Genomic DNA, 16699 nt, shown 5'->3' on the forward strand with positions numbered 1-16699 from the left:
GGCGGCCTTCAGGAAGACCAGGGCAGCGGTGGCGCCTCCAGGCGTGCTCCCTGCCACTGGGGGATGTCACCAAAGCGCTCGCTGGCGGCTTCCCAATCGTGCTGGGCCTGGATGATCGCTTCCCGCGAATGGCCAACGAAGTTCCACCAGATCAGGATCTCGTCCTGCATCGGCTCGCCGCCGATCAACAGGATCCGGCTGCCCGCCGACAGCGACATCTCGAGGCTGTCTCGCCCACGTCCGAGATACCCCAGCTCGTCCACCGCGAAGGCCTCGTCATCCAGCTCGAGGCCGCCTTCCAGCACCAGCACGCCGTATTCGAAGTCAGGACGCAGGGGCACCGCCAGCTTCGTGGTGTCACTGGCCTGAACGTCGAGTCCCACCAGCGGCGAAAAGCTCAGGGTGGGGGCGTGGTGGCCTTCGGCTTCACCGATCAGCAGGGTGAAGTCGGCGCCGTCGCGGCGCCAGCGCGGCAGCTCGGCGTAGTGATCAAAGCGTGGCGCGGTGTCGGCCTTGTCCTGGGGCAGGGCGATCCATAGCTGGGCGGCGTGCAGGCTGTCGGTTTCCGCCAGGCTCTCTTCGGTATGGCTGATGCCGTGGCCGGCGGTCATCAGGTTGACCTCACCCGGTCGGATCACCTGGTCGCTGCCCAGGCTATCCCGGTGGTGGACCTCGCCGGAAAGCATCCAGGTGAAGGTCTGCAGGCTGGTGTGGGGGTGGGGGCCGACCCGCATGGCCTGGCCCTCGCGCAGGATGCTGGGGCCGGCGTGGTCGAGAAAGCACCAGGCGCCGATCAGGCGGCGCTCGCGGGTGGGCAGTACGCGGTGGATCGGCAGGCCGCCGACGTCGGCCTCCCGGGAACCGATGCGCTGGATACAACGGCGTCCATCGACCACCGGGCAGTCCAAAGAAGATGATGGGCGATGGGGCGTTTCGTGCAGGCTCATGGTGGCCTCCTGGGCGGTTATGGCTAGACCTGGTTTGGCTGTACCTGGCTGGGATCGACAGAAAGAACAAGACCTGGGCGCAGTACGCCCAGGCCTGAAGCTCACCCTTGGGTCTGCTGCGAATAGCTCTGCATCAGGTTGGCGTAGGCCGGCAGGTGGGACGCCAACAGGCCACCGAAGCCTTCGATGTCGTTGCGCCAGTCGCGATGCAGCTCGCCACCCACCCCGAACCATGTCATCAACTGGGCGCCGGCCTGGCTCATGCGATCCCAGGCGGCCTCGCGGGTCACCGGGTTGAAGGTGCCGGAGGCGTCGGTGACGACGAAGACGTCGTAGCCGGCCTCGATGGCCGACAGCACCGGAAAGGCCACGCAGACCTCGGTGACCACTCCGGCGATCAGCAGCTGCTTGCGTCCCGTCTTCTCGATGGCGGCGACGAATTCCTCGTTGTCCCAGGCGTTGATCTGGCCGGGGCGAGCGATATAGGGGGCGTCCGGGAACATCTCCTTGAGTTCGGGGACCATGGGGCCGTTGGGGCCGTCCTCGAAGCTGGTAGTCAGGATGGTCGGCAGCTCGAAGAACTTCGCCATGTCGGCCAGGGCCAGCACGTTGTTCTTGAAGGCGTCGGGCTCGAAGTCGCGCACCAGCGACAAGAGGCCGGCCTGGTGGTCGACCAATAGTACGGTGACGTCATCCTTGTCGAGACGAACATAGGGGCGAGTCATGGGGTTTCTCCTCCTGTCAGGGGAAACCTTCCTTGGGAGATGCCTCCGGCATCCAGCCTGGAGGTGGGGTCCCGGCGGCGACTGCCGCCGGGAAGTTGCCAAGCATTGAGAAGGGGTGAGTCGGCAGGGGCAGACGCCTAGCCGCCAGCAACCTGTTTCTAGCTGCCGACACTCTGGGTATCGAGTCGGCCAAACCGGCCACGCCGAAATGCGTCGATGGAGGCGTGGATCTCGGCCTCGCTGTTCATCACGAAGGGGCCATGACCTACCACCGGCTCGTCGATCGGTTCACCGGTCAGCACCAGCAGCCGGGCGGCGGTGTTGGCGGCCAGGGCCAGCGTCTCGCCATCGCGGGACAGCTCGACCACGCTGCCACCGCGCACGACCTCCTGATCCTGTACCAGCAGGGTGCCGTCGAGCACTACCAGAAGGCTAGTGTGCCCGTTGGGTAGCGACAAGGTCGTTTCAGCGTCCTCGTTCAATGCCAGCTTCCAGGCGTTGATCGGGGTAAAGGTCCGCGCCGGGCCACGTGTCTCCAGGTACTCGCCGGCCACCACCCTGAGCTGGCCCGCCTCGCCCGGCAGTGTCACCACCGGGATCTCGTCACGGGTCAGCTTCTGGTAGGCCGCCGGGGTCGTCTTGTGGCGCGCCGGCAGATTGACCCACAGCTGGACCATCTCCAGGTCGCCGCCCTGGCGAGTGAAGTCCTCGGAGTGAAACTCCTCGTGGAGGATGCCGTCGCCTGCGGTCATCCACTGAACGTCGCCCGGGCCGATGGTGCCGCCCCCGCCGGAGGAATCGCGGTGGCTGACCTCGCCGCGATGCACGAAGGTCACCGTCTCGAAGCCCCGATGGGGGTGCACGCCGACGCCACGCTTTTGCTCGCTGGGCGCGAAGTGGTGAGGCCCGGCGTGGTCCAGCAGCAGAAAGGGGCTGATGCGCTCGGCGCCAAGGCGGTCGTAGCTGAACAGCGAGCGCACCGGGAAGCCGTCGCCCACCCAGTGACCGCGAGGGGCAGCGTGTACGGCGTTGATGGTCTTCATGGGACACCTCCTGTCATGGAAGGATCGTTGGCGATCCGTCATGGTGACAGCATAGAATCGAGACGATGTAGGCGGTAGTAGGCAAAATTCGGACGCATCGTTGCATATGTGGAACGATGGTGCGCTTAATCACCCTCGACAGGACCCGAGCCGTGCAGGATCTCAACGACTTCTTCTATTTCGTCAAGGTGGTGGACCACGGCGGTTTTGCTCCGGCGGGCCGCGCCCTGGGGCTGCCCAAGTCACGGCTCAGCCGACGTATCGCGGCGCTGGAGGCACGCCTCGATACCCGCCTGATTCAGCGTTCCACCCGTCAGTTTGTGGTCACGGAACTGGGCCAGGCCTTCTATCAGCATTGCCAGGCCATGCTGTGGCAGGCCGAGGCGGCGGTGGAGGTGGTCGAGCGCCACCAGGCCGAACCGCGCGGGCGCATTCGCCTGAGCTGTCCGCCGAGCCTTCTCGCCACCTTGTTCACGCCGCTGTTTTCCGAGTTCCTGCGTCGCTGCCCCCGCATCGACCTGGACGTGGTGGCGACCAGTCGCCGCGTCGACGTGGTGCGAGAAGGTTTCGATCTGGCGATCCGGGTACGCTATCCGCCGCTGGAAGACAGCGAACTGGTGATGCGCAGGCTGTCGCGCAGCCCCCAGCGGCTGCTGGCATCACCGGATCTGGTGGCGCGCCTGGGGATGCCGGAAGCGCCGCAAGCCTTGAGCGATTGGCCCAGTCTCGACTTCGAGGAACCGGACCGGCGCCATCGCTGGCGCCTGGACGGTCCCGGCGGCGAGGAGCGAATCATCGAGCATCGGCCTCGGCTGGTGACCGACGACGTGGGGCTCTTGCACCGGGCGGTGCTCGATGGCCAGGGGGTGGCACGCTTGCCGTTGGTGGCCGCGGGCGCCGATCTGTGCGCCGGGCGTCTGGTGGACGTGTTGCCGGGCTGGGAGCCTCGGGCCGGACTGATCCACGCGGTCTACCCCAGCCGCCGCGGACAGTTACCGTCGGTACGGGCACTGCTCGACTTTCTCGACGGTGCCCTGGACGAGGAGGACGCGCCGCTGCCCAGGGCGTAGGGACGATCGGGGCGCAACGGTGCCTGGCCTGACGAGACGGCCCGTGTCCGGCCGTCGGAAACGACAACGCCACGGCATGGGCCGTGGCGTTGTTGGTGCCGGGGCTCAAGCGGCCCCTGCGGTCTTGCTGGTCCAGCGCCTGATCAGGCGTCCTTTCCGCTGCCCTTGGGCGCTTCAGAGGAGGAGGCCTGCGAGGCCTTGTTGCTCAAGCTCGGCCAGGCGCTCGGGTCCACCTTGCCCTTGAGCTTGGGGAACTCGTCCGGGTTGAAGGTCGGCTCCTGGCCGGCCTTGAGCTGACGCTCGTAGTCGCGGAACAGGGCGAAGGCCAGCGGCGAGAGCAGCAGGATGGCGGTCAGGTTGATCAGTGCCATCATGCCCATGGACAGGTCGGCGAAGTTCCAGATGGTGCCGAGCTGGGCGATCGAGCCGATCATGATCATCGCCAGCACCGCCAGGCGATAGATGAACACCGCGCCCGCAGAGCGACGCGAGCCCGCCAGGTACTCGATGTTGGATTCACCGTAGGAGTAGTTGGCGATCAGCGAGGTGAAGGCGAACAGCAGGATGGCGATGGCCACGAACATGCCGCCCCAGTCACCCACGTGCTCGGACAGCGCGACCTGGGTCAGCTGGATGCCGTTGGGCGCATCACCGCTCTGCAGCGCCGGCTCCGACAGGATGATCACCGCGGCGGTGGCGGTACAGATCACCAGGGTGTCGAAGAACACGCCGAGCATCTGGATAAAGCCCTGGGCCGCCGGATGGTTCGGTCGGGTGCTGGCGGTGGCGGCCACGTTCGGGGCGGAACCCATGCCGGCCTCGTTGGAGAACAGGCCGCGCTTGATGCCCTGCATCATGGCCTGGGCCACGGCGTAGCCGACGGCACCGCCGGCGGCTTCTTCGAGGCCAAAGGCACTGTTGAAGATCAACGCGATGGCGCTCGGCAGCTCATCGATATTCAGCGCCACCACCACCAGAGCGAGGATCAGGTAGAGCAGTGCCATCAGCGGCACGATCAGCTCCGCCACCTTGGCGATGGAGCGCAGGCCGCCGAAGATGATCGGGGTAACCCCCACCAGCAGGGCGATGCCGACGATCCAGGTCGGGATGTTGAATGCCTGCTCCATGGCCTGGGCGATGGAGTTGGCCTGGACGCTGTTGAAGGCGAGACCGAAGGCGATGATCAGACAGATCGAGAAGGCGATGGCCATCCAGCGCTGACCGAGCCCGCGCTCGATGTAGCGGGCCGGGCCGCCGCGGAAGGTCTTGTCGCCGTGGTCGACCTTGTAGGCCTGGGCCAGGGTGGACTCGACGAAGCTGGTGGCCATGCCGACCAGCGCGGTCATCCACATCCAGAAGATGGCGCCGGGGCCGCCCAGATAGATGGCCACGGCGACACCCGCCAGATTGCCGGTACCCACGCGGGCCGCCAGGCTGGTGGACAGGGCCTGGAAGGAGGAAATGCCCTCGCCGCCATCACGGGATCCCTTGAGCAGGGCGAACATATGGCCGAAGAAGCGGAACTGGATGCCGCGGGTCATGACGGTGAAGTAGAGACCGGCGCCGATCAACAGGTAAACGAGCAGTTTACCCCAGATCAGGCCGTTGCCGACGGAGACGGCATCGTTGAACCAGGTGGCGATGGAATCCATGTCAAATTGTCCATTGGGTAGGAATGCGGAGGCCATTCTTCACGAATTGCCGCGTATGACAAGGAGCGTAGAGAAAAGATTGAGATAAGGCGTAGTTTTCGAGAAAAAAGATATAGACTTTAGTCGCATCAAGAAAGGTGCTGTTCTCAATGGCGCCTCAGGCCAGACATGTGAGGCCGAACGAGGTGTCGGTGAGCCCCTTTACCCGGCGCCGTTTCAGTTTATGCCCAGCGATGCCCGAGACAGGCGTTCGACAGCGGGTTGGGCGGCATTCTGTTGGGCGACATTCTGTTGGGCGGCATTCCCCTGGATGACATTCTCCTGAATGGCATTCTGCTGGTGGATGGCGCAGGCCACCCGCAACAGCGATGCCAGGTTAGGCACCTCACCCCGGATCTCGATCACCTCCTGATGCAGCTCGCTGATGAACTGAACCGTGGTCAGATTCTGGCCGGCGGCGATCTCGTTGAGGATATCCCAGAACTCGTTTTCCAGTCTGACGCTGGTCACCGAGCCCTGCAGGCGGATGGAACGGGTGGTGCACTCGTACTTGGCAGGGTCGGTGGAGGCGTACATATGGCACATGGCGTGGTCCTCTCGCTGGCGTCCGGTCGTTATCGATGATGCCGTCTTCTGACCCTGCCTGGCTCTTGCGTCAAGGAGCATTAGACCATGGTCGACGTAGTACCCCAGTGTTACCCGCCGTAGGCGGAGGCGACATAGGCTTTGGAGAGACGCAGTGTCGCATGTGGCGCTTGTCGAATCTGAATTCTACGGCCTGGGGCAAGGAGTCCTGCTATGAAGGGTAGCGCTTTTTCTCGTCGTGTCTTTCTCAAGGCCAGCGGTGGTGTGCTGATGGGCACACTGGCGATGGCCTCCGGTCCCATCGCCCTGCTGGCGCCCAGTCGTAGCTGGGCCATGTCCCTTGAAACCCTGACCAGTCGCCAGGGCCAGGTGCTGCTGGCGATGACGCGTCACATCTTCCCTCACCCAGACCTTGAAGACGCGGTCTACGCCCTGGTGGTCAAGAGTCTGGACACCAAGGCCGCCGATCCCCAGGTCGCGGCCCTGGTAGCCGAAGGTATCGATGTGCTCGACCGTGAGGCGGGTGGTGATTGGCTATCGCTGTCGCCGAGCGAGCGTTTCGCCTTGCTGGAAGCGCGGGCCGGCTCGCCATTCTTCGAACTGGTGCGCGGCGACGCCGTCGTCTCGCTCTATGACAACGATCTGGCCTACGCCCACTTCGGCTACGAGGGTGAGGCGGGCAATCCCGGCTACCTGACGAAGGGCTTCAATGACCTGGACTGGCTGCCGGATCCGCCCCGGCCCGAGGGCGGCTACCTGCCCCATGAAGTACCGGGCTGACGCTGTCGCGGCGCCGGGTGAGACGAGCGTCGTTGCGAGCTGGCCACAGCCACGGACAACAACAGCCAGCTACAGATAACAACAGACAACAACGAACAATACGGACCGATGAGGAGACGTCGTCATGGCCATGACCGACAGTCAGAAGACCTTTGCGCTGGACGATGACAGTGTGGTGGTAGTGATCGGCTCGGGGGCCGGTGGAGGCACCCTGGCGAACGAACTGGCCCAGCAGGGCATCGACGTGGTGGTACTGGAAGCGGGCAAGCTGCACACCACCTCGGACTTTCTGGCCGACGAGTGGGGTGCCTTCAACCAGCTTTCCTGGCTGGACCCGAGGACCACGTCGGGAAGCTGGCGGCTGGCACGGGACTTTCCCAACCTGCCGGCCTGGATCGTCAAGTCGGTGGGCGGCACCACGGTGCACTGGGCCGGTGCCAGCCTGCGCATCCAGCCCCACGAGTTCGAAGCGCTGAGCCACTATGGCGCGGTGGACGGCGCTGACCTGCTCGACTGGCCGCTGTCCTACGAGGAACTGGCACCCTGGTACGATCGTGCCGAGGCGCGCATGGGGGTGACCCGCACCCACGACAACAAGGGGCTGCCGGGCAACAACAATTTCAAGGTGATGTACGCCGGGGCGCAGAAGCTCGGCTATTCCTGCAACACCGGCCATATGGCCATCAACAGCGAGATCCGCGATGGCCGGGCGCCCTGCCAGCAGCGCGGCTTCTGCTTCCAGGGCTGCAAGACCCAGGCCAAGTGGTCGACGCTCTATACCGAGCTGCCCAGAGGCATCGCCACCGGACACCTGGAGCTGCGGCCCGAGTCGCATGTGGCGCGTATCGAGCATGACGACGAGGGTCGTGCCAAGGCGGTGGTCTACTTTGATAGCGAGGGCCGCGAACAGCGACAGAAGGCCCGGGTGGTGGCGGTGGCCGGCAACTCCATCGAGACGCCGCGGCTGTTGTTGAATTCCATGAGCAGTCGTTTCCCCAAGGGGCTTGCCAATGGGGCAGACAAGGTCGGACGCTACTACATGCGCCATATGACGGGGTCGGTCTACGCCACCTTCGACGAGCCGGTGCACATGTATCGCGGCACCACCATGGCCGGCATCATCTCCGATGAGGCGCGCCATGATCCGTCGCGGGGCTTTGTCGGTGGCTACGAGATGGAGACGCTGTCGCTGGGGCTGCCGTTCATGGCTGCCTTCCTCGATCCCGGCGCCTGGGGCGAGCGTTTCGCCGGCGCGATGGACCAGTATGATCATATGGCCGGGATGTGGCTGGTGGGGGAGGATCTGCCCCAGGCCAGCAACCGCATCACCCTGAACCCGGAGGTGACCGATCGTTTCGGCCTGCCGGTGGCCAACGTGCACTACGACGATCACCCCAACGACGTGGCCATGAGGCAGCACGGGTATCAGCAGGGCAAGGCGCTGTACGAATCGGTGGGGGCGCGGGATGTCTACGAGGTGCCGCCCTATCCCTCGACCCACAACCTGGGTACCTGCCGCATGAGCGAGCGCCCCGAGGACGGCGTCTGCAACGGCTACGGCCAGACCCATGAGGTGGCGAACCTGTTCATCTCCGATGGCAGTCAGTTCACCACCTCGGCGTCGGAAAACCCGACCCTGACCATCGTCTCGCTGGCCCTGCGTCAGGCAGAATATATCGCGCAGCAGATGGCCGAGCAGGCGATCTGACGACCCCTGAACGACAATCGACCCCTCATCCAAGGAGACCGAGATGCACGACAATTTCCAAGGCGAACAGCACCCCGGCGTGGAGCCGGCCCCCGAGGCCACGCGCGGTTTTCGCCTCAATCACAGCATGCTGAGGGTCAAGGATCCCGAGGTGTCCCTGGCGTTCTATTCGCGGGTCTTCGGCATGAGCGTGCTGAGGCGCCTGGACTTCGAGGAAATGCAGTTCTCGCTGTACTTTCTCGCCAACCTCGAGGCGGATGATCAGGTTCCCGAGGACGCCGCCGCCCGCTCCACCTGGACCTTTCAGCAGCGCGGACTGCTCGAGTTTACCCACAACTGGGGCAGCGAGGAGCAGGAAGGGCGGATCTACCACGACGGCAACGCCGAGCCCCAGGGCTTTGGTCATATCTGCTTTGCGGTGCCGGATCTGCACGCGGCGGTGGCCTGGTTCGATGAAAACGACGTCGAGTTCATCAAGCGCCCCGAGCAGGGCAAGCTGAAGGACGTGGTCTTCGTCAAGGACCCGGACGGCTACTGGATCGAGGTGGTGCAGCCGAGCCTGATGGCGAACATGGGCGACGCCTGAAGCGGTTATCTAACGCCAAGTCCCGGCGGCATCGGGTCGGGGCCATCGCGGCCCGTCCGTCGGACTCAGCCCGCCTGCGTTGGCAGGCAGTGCGGCAGGCTGTCACGCAGGCTGCGCGGATTGAGGCCCAGGTCGGCGAAGCTGCCGACGCCGTTGGCGACCAGGTTGTCCTCGCTGATCAGCCACAGGGTATCGCGGGTCAGCGGCGGCGAGGGCAAGGGCGAAAGGGCCATTGCCAGGGCGTGCCACAGGGGCAGGGGGACCTTGATGAACCTGGGCTCTCTGCCGAGGTGTCGCGCCACTTGGGTGACCAGATCGCGGTAGCGCAGCGGGTCGGGCCCGCCCAGTTCGTAAAGTGCCCTGGGCAGGCTCGCCCGGGTGGCCAGGCGTGCCAGGGCGCTGGCCAGATCACCCACGTGGAGCGGTTGCAGGCGCATCTCTCCGGCGCCAAACAGCGGCACCAGGGGCATCTTCACCAGCCTTGCCAGGGTCGCCACCAGGCCTGACTGCTGGCCATAGAGGGCGCTGGGGCGAACGATGACCGCACGCGGTATCTCGCCCATCACCGCCTGTTCGCCTCTCGCCCTGGCGCGCACGTAGGGCGAGGGCGAATCGAGCCGGGCGCCGATGCCGGACAGCAGCACATAGCGATCGATGCCCGCCTCCCGGGCGAGCCGCGCCAGCCTGGCGGCGCCCTCGACATGCACCTGCTCGAAGCTGCGCTTGCCACTCTCGCGGTAGAGGCTGACCGCATTGATCACCGCGCTGGCCCCCTCAAGGGCCGCCTTGAGGCTCTCCGGATCCTCGATATCCGCCTGGATCGCCTCGACCGGATCGCCGTCTTCCACCTCTTCCGGAAGTCTCGGGTGGCGGGCCACCACGCGGACCGCATGGCCCGCGAAGTAGAGCTCGCGCACGACGGCAGCACCGACAAAGCCGGTGCCACCGATCACCACCACCGGACGTGTGCGGTCACTCATGACGTCCTTTTGCCCTCATGCTGGCGCAGGGCATCCTGCAGGCGTTCCACCGCCAGAAAGAGCTGGCGCCTGGGTTGGGCGCCGGACAGGATGCCGGCGTGTTCGCCGTCGACCAGAAAGCGCAGCGCCGGAACACCGTGAACCCCCAGCGCCTGACCTTCCTCGCGGGAAGCTTGTACCGCCTCGCGGTCTTCACCGGCGGCAAGACTCGCTTCGAGTGCCGCGCCGTCCAGCCCCAGTTGATTGGCGATCTCGGCCAGGGCGCCGGGATCCGACAGGTCCAGGCTATCTTCGAAGAAGCCGCTGAACAGGGCCTTTCGCAGCGCAGCGACCTGGCTGGCTGACGGGGTGTCGCGATAGCGGCGCTCGGCCCAGGCCAGCGTTTCCAGGGCCAGACGCGAGCGTGGTTGGATGTTCGGCTGGCGCATGCTCAGACCTCGCTCCTGAGCCATCGGCAGCACCGCGTCTCGCCACAGCTCGTTCAGGTAGTCGCAGTGGGGATCGAGGGCAGGTTCCGGCTCGGGGCGCAGCTCGAAGGGGCGCCAGACGACGCGGATGTCATGACCGAACCTGTCTTCCAGCGCCTCCAGTTCGGGCAACTCCAGGTAGCAGAACGGGCAGCGCAGATCGCTGAAGACCTCCAGGGTCAGGCGTGGGGGAGCGGGCGGGGTCGGCATGCAACTCTCCTGGGTGGCGGTACGTGGGCCCGGACGGCAATGGGATCGACCCTAGCTTGACGATTGATGACGCCGAAGTGAAGCGCCGACGTCAGCTAGGCTCGATGCTGGCGAAGCTGCGTCAGCCGTGATCACCGGCTGAGGCGACGTCTGCCTGGTGGGGCTGTGCAGCGGATCCTCGTGTGGAGCCTTACGAATCGTCGTCAGTTGGACGGGCGTCGCGCAGATCCAGGGCGCCGGCGCGCTTGACGGCACGGATGGCAAAGCTCGAATCCACGGTATTGACCATGGGCAGGGTCTGCAGCTGTCGCACCCAGCGCTCGTAGCCTTTCAGGTCGGCGCTGACGATCTGCAGCAGATAGTCGAAGGCGCCGGACACGGTGTGGCACTCGATGACTTCGGGCATGTCTGCCACGGCGGCTTCGAAGGCTTCCACCAGGGCGTCCTGGTGGCGGCTGAGCTTGACGTGGACGAACACCGTCAGCCCCAGCCCCAGGCGTTCGCGGTCCAGCTCGGCGCGGTAGCGCTGGATCAGCCGCTGTTGCTCCAGCCGGCGTATGCGCCTGGCGCAGGGTGACGGCGACAGCCCCACCCGCTCGGCCAGTTGGTGGCTGGTGAGTCGTGCATCCTGCTGGAGCAGGGCGAGCAGATGGCGATCGATACGGTCCAGTTTTTTCAACGGATTGGCTCAATCTTGCGGGTCGAAGAAAAATATTGGCATGTCCTGCCAATATGGGTCCAGCGCGTCGTTGTCTTTGCCTGCATTTGCCCGACCGTTGGCGGCAGACTGAGGGTCAGCAGGGGGCTCGTTCAGGCGCCCATCGAACCTCACGGAGTTCTTTCATGTCGTCTTCCTTGACCCAGGTGGCACCGCTTGTCGCCTCTCCCCGGCGCGCCCTGTTGGGGGTCGCCGCTGCACTGGGGGCGGTGCTGATCTGGTCGTGCTACTTCCTGTCGCTGCGCCAAGGGGCGCTGTCACCACTGGGAACGCTCGACCTGACCCTGTTTCGCTACGCCGTGCCTGGCCTGGCGCTGCTGCCGTTGGCGCTGCGTCGGCGCCAGCGTCTGCTGGCGGTCAACCCGGTGTGGCTGGTCGGCATGATGGCCGGCGCCGGCATACCCTTCTTCCTGCTGGGGGCGGTGGGCATGGGGCTGGCCCCGGTGGCCCACGGCAGCACCCTGATCCCCGGGGCAGCGCCGCTGTTCGTCAGTACCCTGGCGGTTTGGGTCTTCGCTCAGCCGTTGTCGCGGGGGCGTGCCGCCGGCCTGGTCGCCATCGGACTCGGCGTCGTCTGCCTGCTGGCGTCCGGGGGACAGGGCTCGCAGAGCCTGCTGCTGGGGCAGGGCATGTTCCTGCTGTCCAGCGTGATGTGGGCGGTGTTCACCCTCAGCGTGCGTCAGAGCGGTCTGTCGGCGCTCGAGGCCACGGCGGTGGTCACGGTGCCCAGTGGACTGGTCATTGTGCTGACGGTGATCGGGCTCGAGGCGAGCGGGGCGGGGGGGCTGTCCCTGCATCTGGTGCCCACGAAGGAGTGGCTGGTGCAGTTGGTGGTGCAGGGCATCCTGGTGGGGCTGGGGTCTGGCCTGCTGATGGGCGTGGCGATTCGACGGCTGGGGGCCGAGGCGACCTCGGCGCTGGGCTCGCTTACCCCGGTGGCGGCCACGGCGCTGGCCTGGTGGGCGCTGGACGAGACGATCGGTGGGGTCACGGCGGTGGGCATGCTGATGGTGGTGTCCGGCGTGATGATTGCCAGCCGTGGCCGTTGATGGCGCGGCGGTCATTCGAGCAGTGCTGAACCAGAGACACCGCCCGTAGGCGGTGTCTGGGTCAATCGTCCAGCAAGGGCAATCAGCAATCAGCCCAGGCGCACCAGCATCTTGCCGGTGTTGGCCCCCTTGAATAGGTCGAGGAAGGCTTCCGGCGTGGCCTCGAGGCCCTCGCGCACGGTCTCCTGGTAGTCGATCTCGCCGGCCGCGACCTTGGGACCGACGTCCTTGAGAAAGGCCGGGTAGTTGTCCCAGTGCTCGAACACGATAAAGCCCTGCATGCGCGCTCGGCGAATCAGGATCATCGCCAGGTTGGCCGGTCCCGGTGCCGGGCCTTCATCGTTGTAGCGGGAAATCATGCCGCACACGGCGATGCGGGCGCCGACCCTGAGGTTGTTCAGCGCGGCTTCCAGGCAGACACCGCCGACGTTCTCGTAGTAGACATCGAAACCGTCCGGGCAGGCCTTGGCCAGATCCTCGCTGAGGGTGGCGGCGTCCTTGTCGCGGTAGTCCACCGCGATCACGCCCTGGGACTCGAGCCAGTCGCGCTTCTTCTGGCTGCCGGCCAGGCCGACCACAACACCACCCTTGGCCTTCGCCAGCTGTACCGCCAGAGAGCCCACCGCGCCGCTGGCGGCGCTGACCAGCACATTGTCACCCTGCTGCATCTCGGCGATGGCATTCAGGCCGGTCCAGGCGGTCATCCCCGGCATGCCCAGCACGCCCAGGTAGGCCTGTTCCGGCACGTCCAGATCGGGCAGGGCGGTCACGCCGTCGGCGGGCAGTTGGGCCACGTCTCGCCAGCCACCCATGTGGCTGACCTTGTCACCCACCTTGAAACGATCGTCACCGGATTCGATGACCTCGCCGACGGCGGCTCCTTCCAGCGGTGCCTCGAGTTCGAAGGGTTCGATATAGGTGGTGACACCGCTCATGCGCCCACGCATGTAGGGGTCCACCGACAGCCAGCGATTGCGGATGCGCACTTCACCGTCAGCCAGCGCCGGCAGTTCCTGCTGCTTGAGCTTGAAGACGTCCTGGCTGGGGGTGCCGGTGGGATACTCGCTGATGGTGTAGTAGTTCGACTGCATCATGCCTCCTTTGCGTGATGAACCGGAAGTCGATTGGCTGTCGTTCCGGAGAGTGCGAAGCGTGGCCGAGGGTCGCTCGGATTCACGCCTCGCTCCGTGATCATCGATAGGTGTACGGTCGCCACAATAGACCAGTCGGTCTGTTTCGTAAAGGGGGCGATTGTCTTCCTGGGTCCGAGGTCTATTCACTACGACTGTGCCGAATCAGCGAGGTTCCCCGAGGAGCGCCATGGACAGGGCGTGGCGGCAGGGCGCCACCCAATCATGACTAAAGTCTAAAGGCGTTTGAAACACGTTTTCGTCAAGCTATGTCGGACATAGCCTGTAGCACCGTCCGACACACGGCGCTACATGTCCGATTTCTCTCGTTCCCTGTATGGATGGCTCCATGTCGGCAAGTTCCACTTCCACGCGTCGCGCGCGCCCGGACATCGCCGATGCCCTGGCCGAGGCGATCTTCGCCGGTGAGTATGCGCCGGGGGACTTCCTGCCCAGGGAAGTGGATCTGTGCGAGCGCTTCGAAGTCAGTCGCTCCACCGTGCGCAGTGCGCTGCAGGTGCTGGTGGCGGCGGGCATGATCACGCGAATCTCGGGCCAGGGATCTCGGGTACAACCGCTGGAGGGCTGGCACCTGCTGGACCCCAGAGTCAGTGGCTGGCTGGCGCGCTTTGCCCATCCCAATCCGGTGATCCAGCGCGAAGTCTTCGCCTTTCGCGTGGCGGTGGAGCCCTTTGTCGCCCGTCTCGCCGCCGAGCACGCCACCGCCGCCGATCTGCTGGCCATCGAGACGGCCTATGAGGGCATGATCGAAGCGCTGGCCAACGATGATCTACGCTTTGATGGCAAGAGCCACGACGAGTATGACGTGGCCTTTCATGAGGCGATCTTTACCGCATCGCACAATCTGGTGTGGGCCCAGATCAGCCACGTTCTCAAACCCGCCATCGCGCTGCTGGTGGAACGCTCCAACCACAGCGCCGACAGGCTCAACGACAGCATGGATCGTCACCGCCGGGTGATGGAGGCGATCCGGCTTCGCCAGCCGCAGGAAGCCGCCCGAGCGGCTCTCGCGGTACTGGAGCGCACCGGGCAGGACCTGGGTCTTGAAGGGGTGACAAGGTCGCCCGCCACGATCGAGACCACCTTCGACGCTCCCGAATTCCCTGCAACTCGCCAACAAGAAGGATGAGATTCCCATGATGGCAAGCACCAAGCTCAAGTTCTCTGGTTTCGCGCTCACGACGTTGGGCGCGGCGATCCTCGCGACAACGGCGACCTCTGCCCAGGCGGCCGAGTACGAGTGGACCTTCCAGACCTCCGAGACCGCGGGTGAGCCGCAGTTCGAGATGAAGAAGGCCTGGGCCGACAACGTCGAGACCATGTCCAACGGCCGCATCTCCATCGAGATCCTGCCGGTCAACGCCGTGGTCCAGGCCAACCAGACCCTGCAGGCCGTGCAGTCCGGCATTCTTCAGGGCCACCTGACCGACCCGAGCTACTTCACCGGCCAGAACCCGGCCTTCGGCATGATCGGCAACCTGGTAGGCGCCTGGAGCGATCCCTACGACTTCCTCGACTACATGAACAACGCCGGTGGCGAAGAGCTCTACAACAAGCTGGTCGAACCTTACGGCGTCCACCTGATCGGCGCCGCCGCCACCGGCCTCGAGTCGCTGCCGTCGACCAAGCCGGTGCGCTCCATCGACGACATGCAGGGTCTCAAGCTGCGTGCACCCGAGGGCATGGTCTACAACATCTTCGAGGCCGCCGGCGCGACTCCGGTCAACCTGCCGGGCTCCGAGGTCTATACCGGCCTCGAGAAGGGCGTCATCGACGCCGCCGACTACACCGTGTTCGCCACCAACCAGGCCCAGGGGCTGCACGAGTTCGCGCCGTACCCGCTGTACCCGGGCTTCCACTCGCTGCCGATGGTGGCGGTGTCGCTCAACAAGGACGTCTGGGACAGCCTCTCCGATGACCTGAAGGGCATCCTCGAGACCTCGGTCGACGCCCTGGCCTACGAGATGGTGGCCGAGCTCAAGACCCGCGACATGGAAGCCGTGCGCGAGGCCCGCCAGAACCCGGATATCGAGATCATCGACCTGCCGCAGGAGGAGCGCGTGGCGTTCCGCAATATCGCCAAGCAGGAGTGGGAGAACTGGGCCGAGAAGAACGAGATCACCCAGGAATTCTACGAGTCCGTGGTGGCCTACCTCGAGAACCACAACCTGCTGTAAGCCTCGCTGGCGTACGCCAGTGGAACCCGGGGCGGTGCCGAGGCACCGCCCCCTCCTTTTCATCTTGCGATGTCCGCGCCCGTTGGGGCGATAGATCACGGGCGTCGCGATACATCAATGTCGAGGATGTCTCATGAGTGACGAGACACGTGCAGGGCCTGGGCCCGACCCATCACCCGATCCGTCAATGGACAAGACGCCCGAGCGTGCCCCCGATGTGGTGCGCAGTCGGTTCGACCGTGGCGTGGTTCGGGTGGCCCAGTTCGCCGCCTGGCTGGTGTTCATCGCCATGGCCATCAGCGTCTATGAGGTGATCATGCGCTATGGCTTCGGCGCGCCCACCTCCTGGGTCCACGAGACCGTGGTCATGCTGGTGGCGGTCAGCTTCTGTCTCGGCGGCCCGGCCGCGCTGGCCTCCAACCGCCATATCCGGGTCAAGGTGCTCTACGACGCCGTGGGCCCGAGGTTCCGGCTGTGGCTCGATCGCTTCAATGACCTGGTCACCTTCGGCTTCTGCCTGGGCATGACCTACGCCGCCTGGGTGATGTTCTATGGCGCCTCCCACAACCCCCTCGGCGAGTGGCAACTGGAGCGCTCCGGCACCTCCTGGAACCCGCCGTTCCCCGCCCTGGTCAAGGGCATGATCCTCGCCGCGGTGGCGATCATGTGCGTCCAGGCGCTGATTCACCTGATCCAGTCGATCAAGGGCAAGCCCGCCCCCGACGCACCCGAAGGAGGCGCTGACTGATGAGCATCGCAGACGGAACCCTGCTGCTGGTCGGCGCCATCTTCGCGCTGCTGGTCACCGGCCTGCCGCTGGCCTTTATCACCGGCCTGGTGGCGCTGGCCTT

At 65.4% G+C, this 16699-nt stretch carries 17 protein-coding genes; 8 read left to right on the forward strand and 9 right to left on the reverse strand.

Annotated features, from left to right (window positions below; all coding sequences use genetic code 11):
- Positions 1-8 precede the first annotated feature (8 nt).
- From NH448_RS13800 to NH448_RS13810, 3 genes are all read right to left on the reverse strand, one after another.
- Positions 9-947, reverse strand: a complete 939-nt coding sequence (locus NH448_RS13800; protein WP_045995069.1) for a pirin family protein — start codon at positions 945-947, stop codon at positions 9-11.
- Positions 948-1048: 101 nt separating this feature from the next.
- Entirely contained in the window at positions 1049-1672 is a 624-nt protein-coding gene (gene ycaC / locus NH448_RS13805) for an isochorismate family cysteine hydrolase YcaC (RefSeq protein ID WP_253028899.1), read from the reverse strand.
- Between the two features lie 158 nt (positions 1673-1830).
- Positions 1831-2715, reverse strand: a complete 885-nt coding sequence (locus NH448_RS13810; RefSeq protein ID WP_045995067.1) for a pirin family protein — start codon at positions 2713-2715, stop codon at positions 1831-1833.
- 152 nt (positions 2716-2867) lie between these two features.
- Between NH448_RS13810 and NH448_RS13815 the strand changes: the two genes are divergently transcribed.
- Positions 2868-3785, forward strand: coding sequence for a LysR substrate-binding domain-containing protein (locus tag NH448_RS13815; protein WP_045995066.1), 918 nt, complete (start codon positions 2868-2870; stop codon positions 3783-3785).
- 143 nt (positions 3786-3928) lie between these two features.
- On the opposite strand, the gene NH448_RS13820 is transcribed toward NH448_RS13815, so the two are convergent.
- Together NH448_RS13820 and NH448_RS13825 are read right to left on the reverse strand one after the other, a co-directional pair.
- Positions 3929-5437, reverse strand: coding sequence for a sodium:alanine symporter family protein (locus NH448_RS13820; RefSeq protein WP_045995065.1), 1509 nt, complete (start codon positions 5435-5437; stop codon positions 3929-3931).
- A 216-nt stretch (positions 5438-5653) separates the two neighbouring features.
- Positions 5654-6022 carry a ribbon-helix-helix domain-containing protein gene (locus NH448_RS13825; RefSeq protein ID WP_083970678.1) on the reverse strand — a complete coding sequence of 123 codons (369 nt, stop codon included), beginning with the start codon at positions 6020-6022 and terminating at the stop codon, positions 5654-5656.
- Positions 6023-6235: 213 nt separating this feature from the next.
- Here NH448_RS13825 and NH448_RS13830 point away from each other — a divergent pair, with 213 nt between their 5' ends.
- The 3 genes from NH448_RS13830 to gloA all read left to right on the forward strand — a co-directional run bounded on the left by NH448_RS13830 (position 6236) and on the right by gloA (position 9096).
- Positions 6236-6802 (forward strand): tat (twin-arginine translocation) pathway signal sequence, encoded by a 567-nt coding sequence (locus tag NH448_RS13830; protein WP_045995064.1) that lies wholly within the window; start codon positions 6236-6238, stop codon positions 6800-6802.
- A gap of 124 nt (positions 6803-6926) precedes the next feature.
- The gene (locus tag NH448_RS13835) at positions 6927-8510 is read left to right on the forward strand and encodes a GMC family oxidoreductase (RefSeq protein ID WP_157033148.1); all 1584 of its coding nucleotides are present in this window, start codon (positions 6927-6929) and stop codon (positions 8508-8510) included.
- 43 nt (positions 8511-8553) lie between these two features.
- Entirely contained in the window at positions 8554-9096 is a 543-nt protein-coding gene (gene gloA, locus NH448_RS13840; protein ID WP_045995063.1) for a lactoylglutathione lyase, read from the forward strand.
- 65 nt (positions 9097-9161) lie between these two features.
- On the opposite strand, the gene NH448_RS13845 is transcribed toward gloA, so the two are convergent.
- The 3 genes from NH448_RS13845 to NH448_RS13855 all read right to left on the reverse strand — a co-directional run bounded on the left by NH448_RS13845 (position 9162) and on the right by NH448_RS13855 (position 11432).
- Positions 9162-10076 carry a complex I NDUFA9 subunit family protein gene (locus tag NH448_RS13845; RefSeq protein ID WP_045995062.1) on the reverse strand — a complete coding sequence of 305 codons (915 nt, stop codon included), beginning with the start codon at positions 10074-10076 and terminating at the stop codon, positions 9162-9164.
- Complete coding sequence (locus NH448_RS13850; RefSeq protein ID WP_045995061.1) at positions 10073-10753, reverse strand: DsbA family protein; 681 nt, start codon at positions 10751-10753, stop codon at positions 10073-10075. Before NH448_RS13850 ends, NH448_RS13845 begins: the two co-directional genes overlap by 4 nt.
- 190 nt (positions 10754-10943) lie before the next feature.
- Positions 10944-11432: an Lrp/AsnC family transcriptional regulator gene (locus tag NH448_RS13855; RefSeq protein WP_197037138.1), complete on the reverse strand. Its 489-nt coding sequence runs from the start codon at positions 11430-11432 to the stop codon at positions 10944-10946.
- Positions 11433-11596: 164 nt separating this feature from the next.
- Here NH448_RS13855 and NH448_RS13860 point away from each other — a divergent pair, with 164 nt between their 5' ends.
- The gene (locus NH448_RS13860; protein WP_124803971.1) at positions 11597-12520 is read left to right on the forward strand and encodes a DMT family transporter; all 924 of its coding nucleotides are present in this window, start codon (positions 11597-11599) and stop codon (positions 12518-12520) included.
- Between the two features lie 89 nt (positions 12521-12609).
- Here the strand turns inward: NH448_RS13860 and NH448_RS13865 are convergent, their stop codons facing one another.
- On the reverse strand, positions 12610-13611 hold the full coding sequence (locus NH448_RS13865; RefSeq protein ID WP_253028900.1) for an NADP-dependent oxidoreductase: 1002 nt from the start codon (positions 13609-13611) through the stop codon (positions 12610-12612).
- 388 nt (positions 13612-13999) lie between these two features.
- Here NH448_RS13865 and NH448_RS13870 point away from each other — a divergent pair, with 388 nt between their 5' ends.
- From NH448_RS13870 to NH448_RS13880, 3 genes are all read left to right on the forward strand, one after another.
- On the forward strand, positions 14000-14800 hold the full coding sequence (locus NH448_RS13870) for a FadR/GntR family transcriptional regulator (protein ID WP_045995058.1): 801 nt from the start codon (positions 14000-14002) through the stop codon (positions 14798-14800).
- A gap of 7 nt (positions 14801-14807) precedes the next feature.
- Positions 14808-15848, forward strand: a complete 1041-nt coding sequence (locus NH448_RS13875; protein WP_045995057.1) for a TRAP transporter substrate-binding protein — start codon at positions 14808-14810, stop codon at positions 15846-15848.
- Positions 15849-16035: 187 nt separating this feature from the next.
- The gene (locus tag NH448_RS13880; RefSeq protein ID WP_253028901.1) at positions 16036-16596 is read left to right on the forward strand and encodes a TRAP transporter small permease subunit; all 561 of its coding nucleotides are present in this window, start codon (positions 16036-16038) and stop codon (positions 16594-16596) included.
- Positions 16597-16699 lie beyond the last annotated feature (103 nt).

Source organism: Halomonas sp. OfavH-34-E (genome assembly GCF_024124525.1).
Classification (GTDB): domain Bacteria; phylum Pseudomonadota; class Gammaproteobacteria; order Pseudomonadales; family Halomonadaceae; genus Halomonas; species Halomonas litopenaei.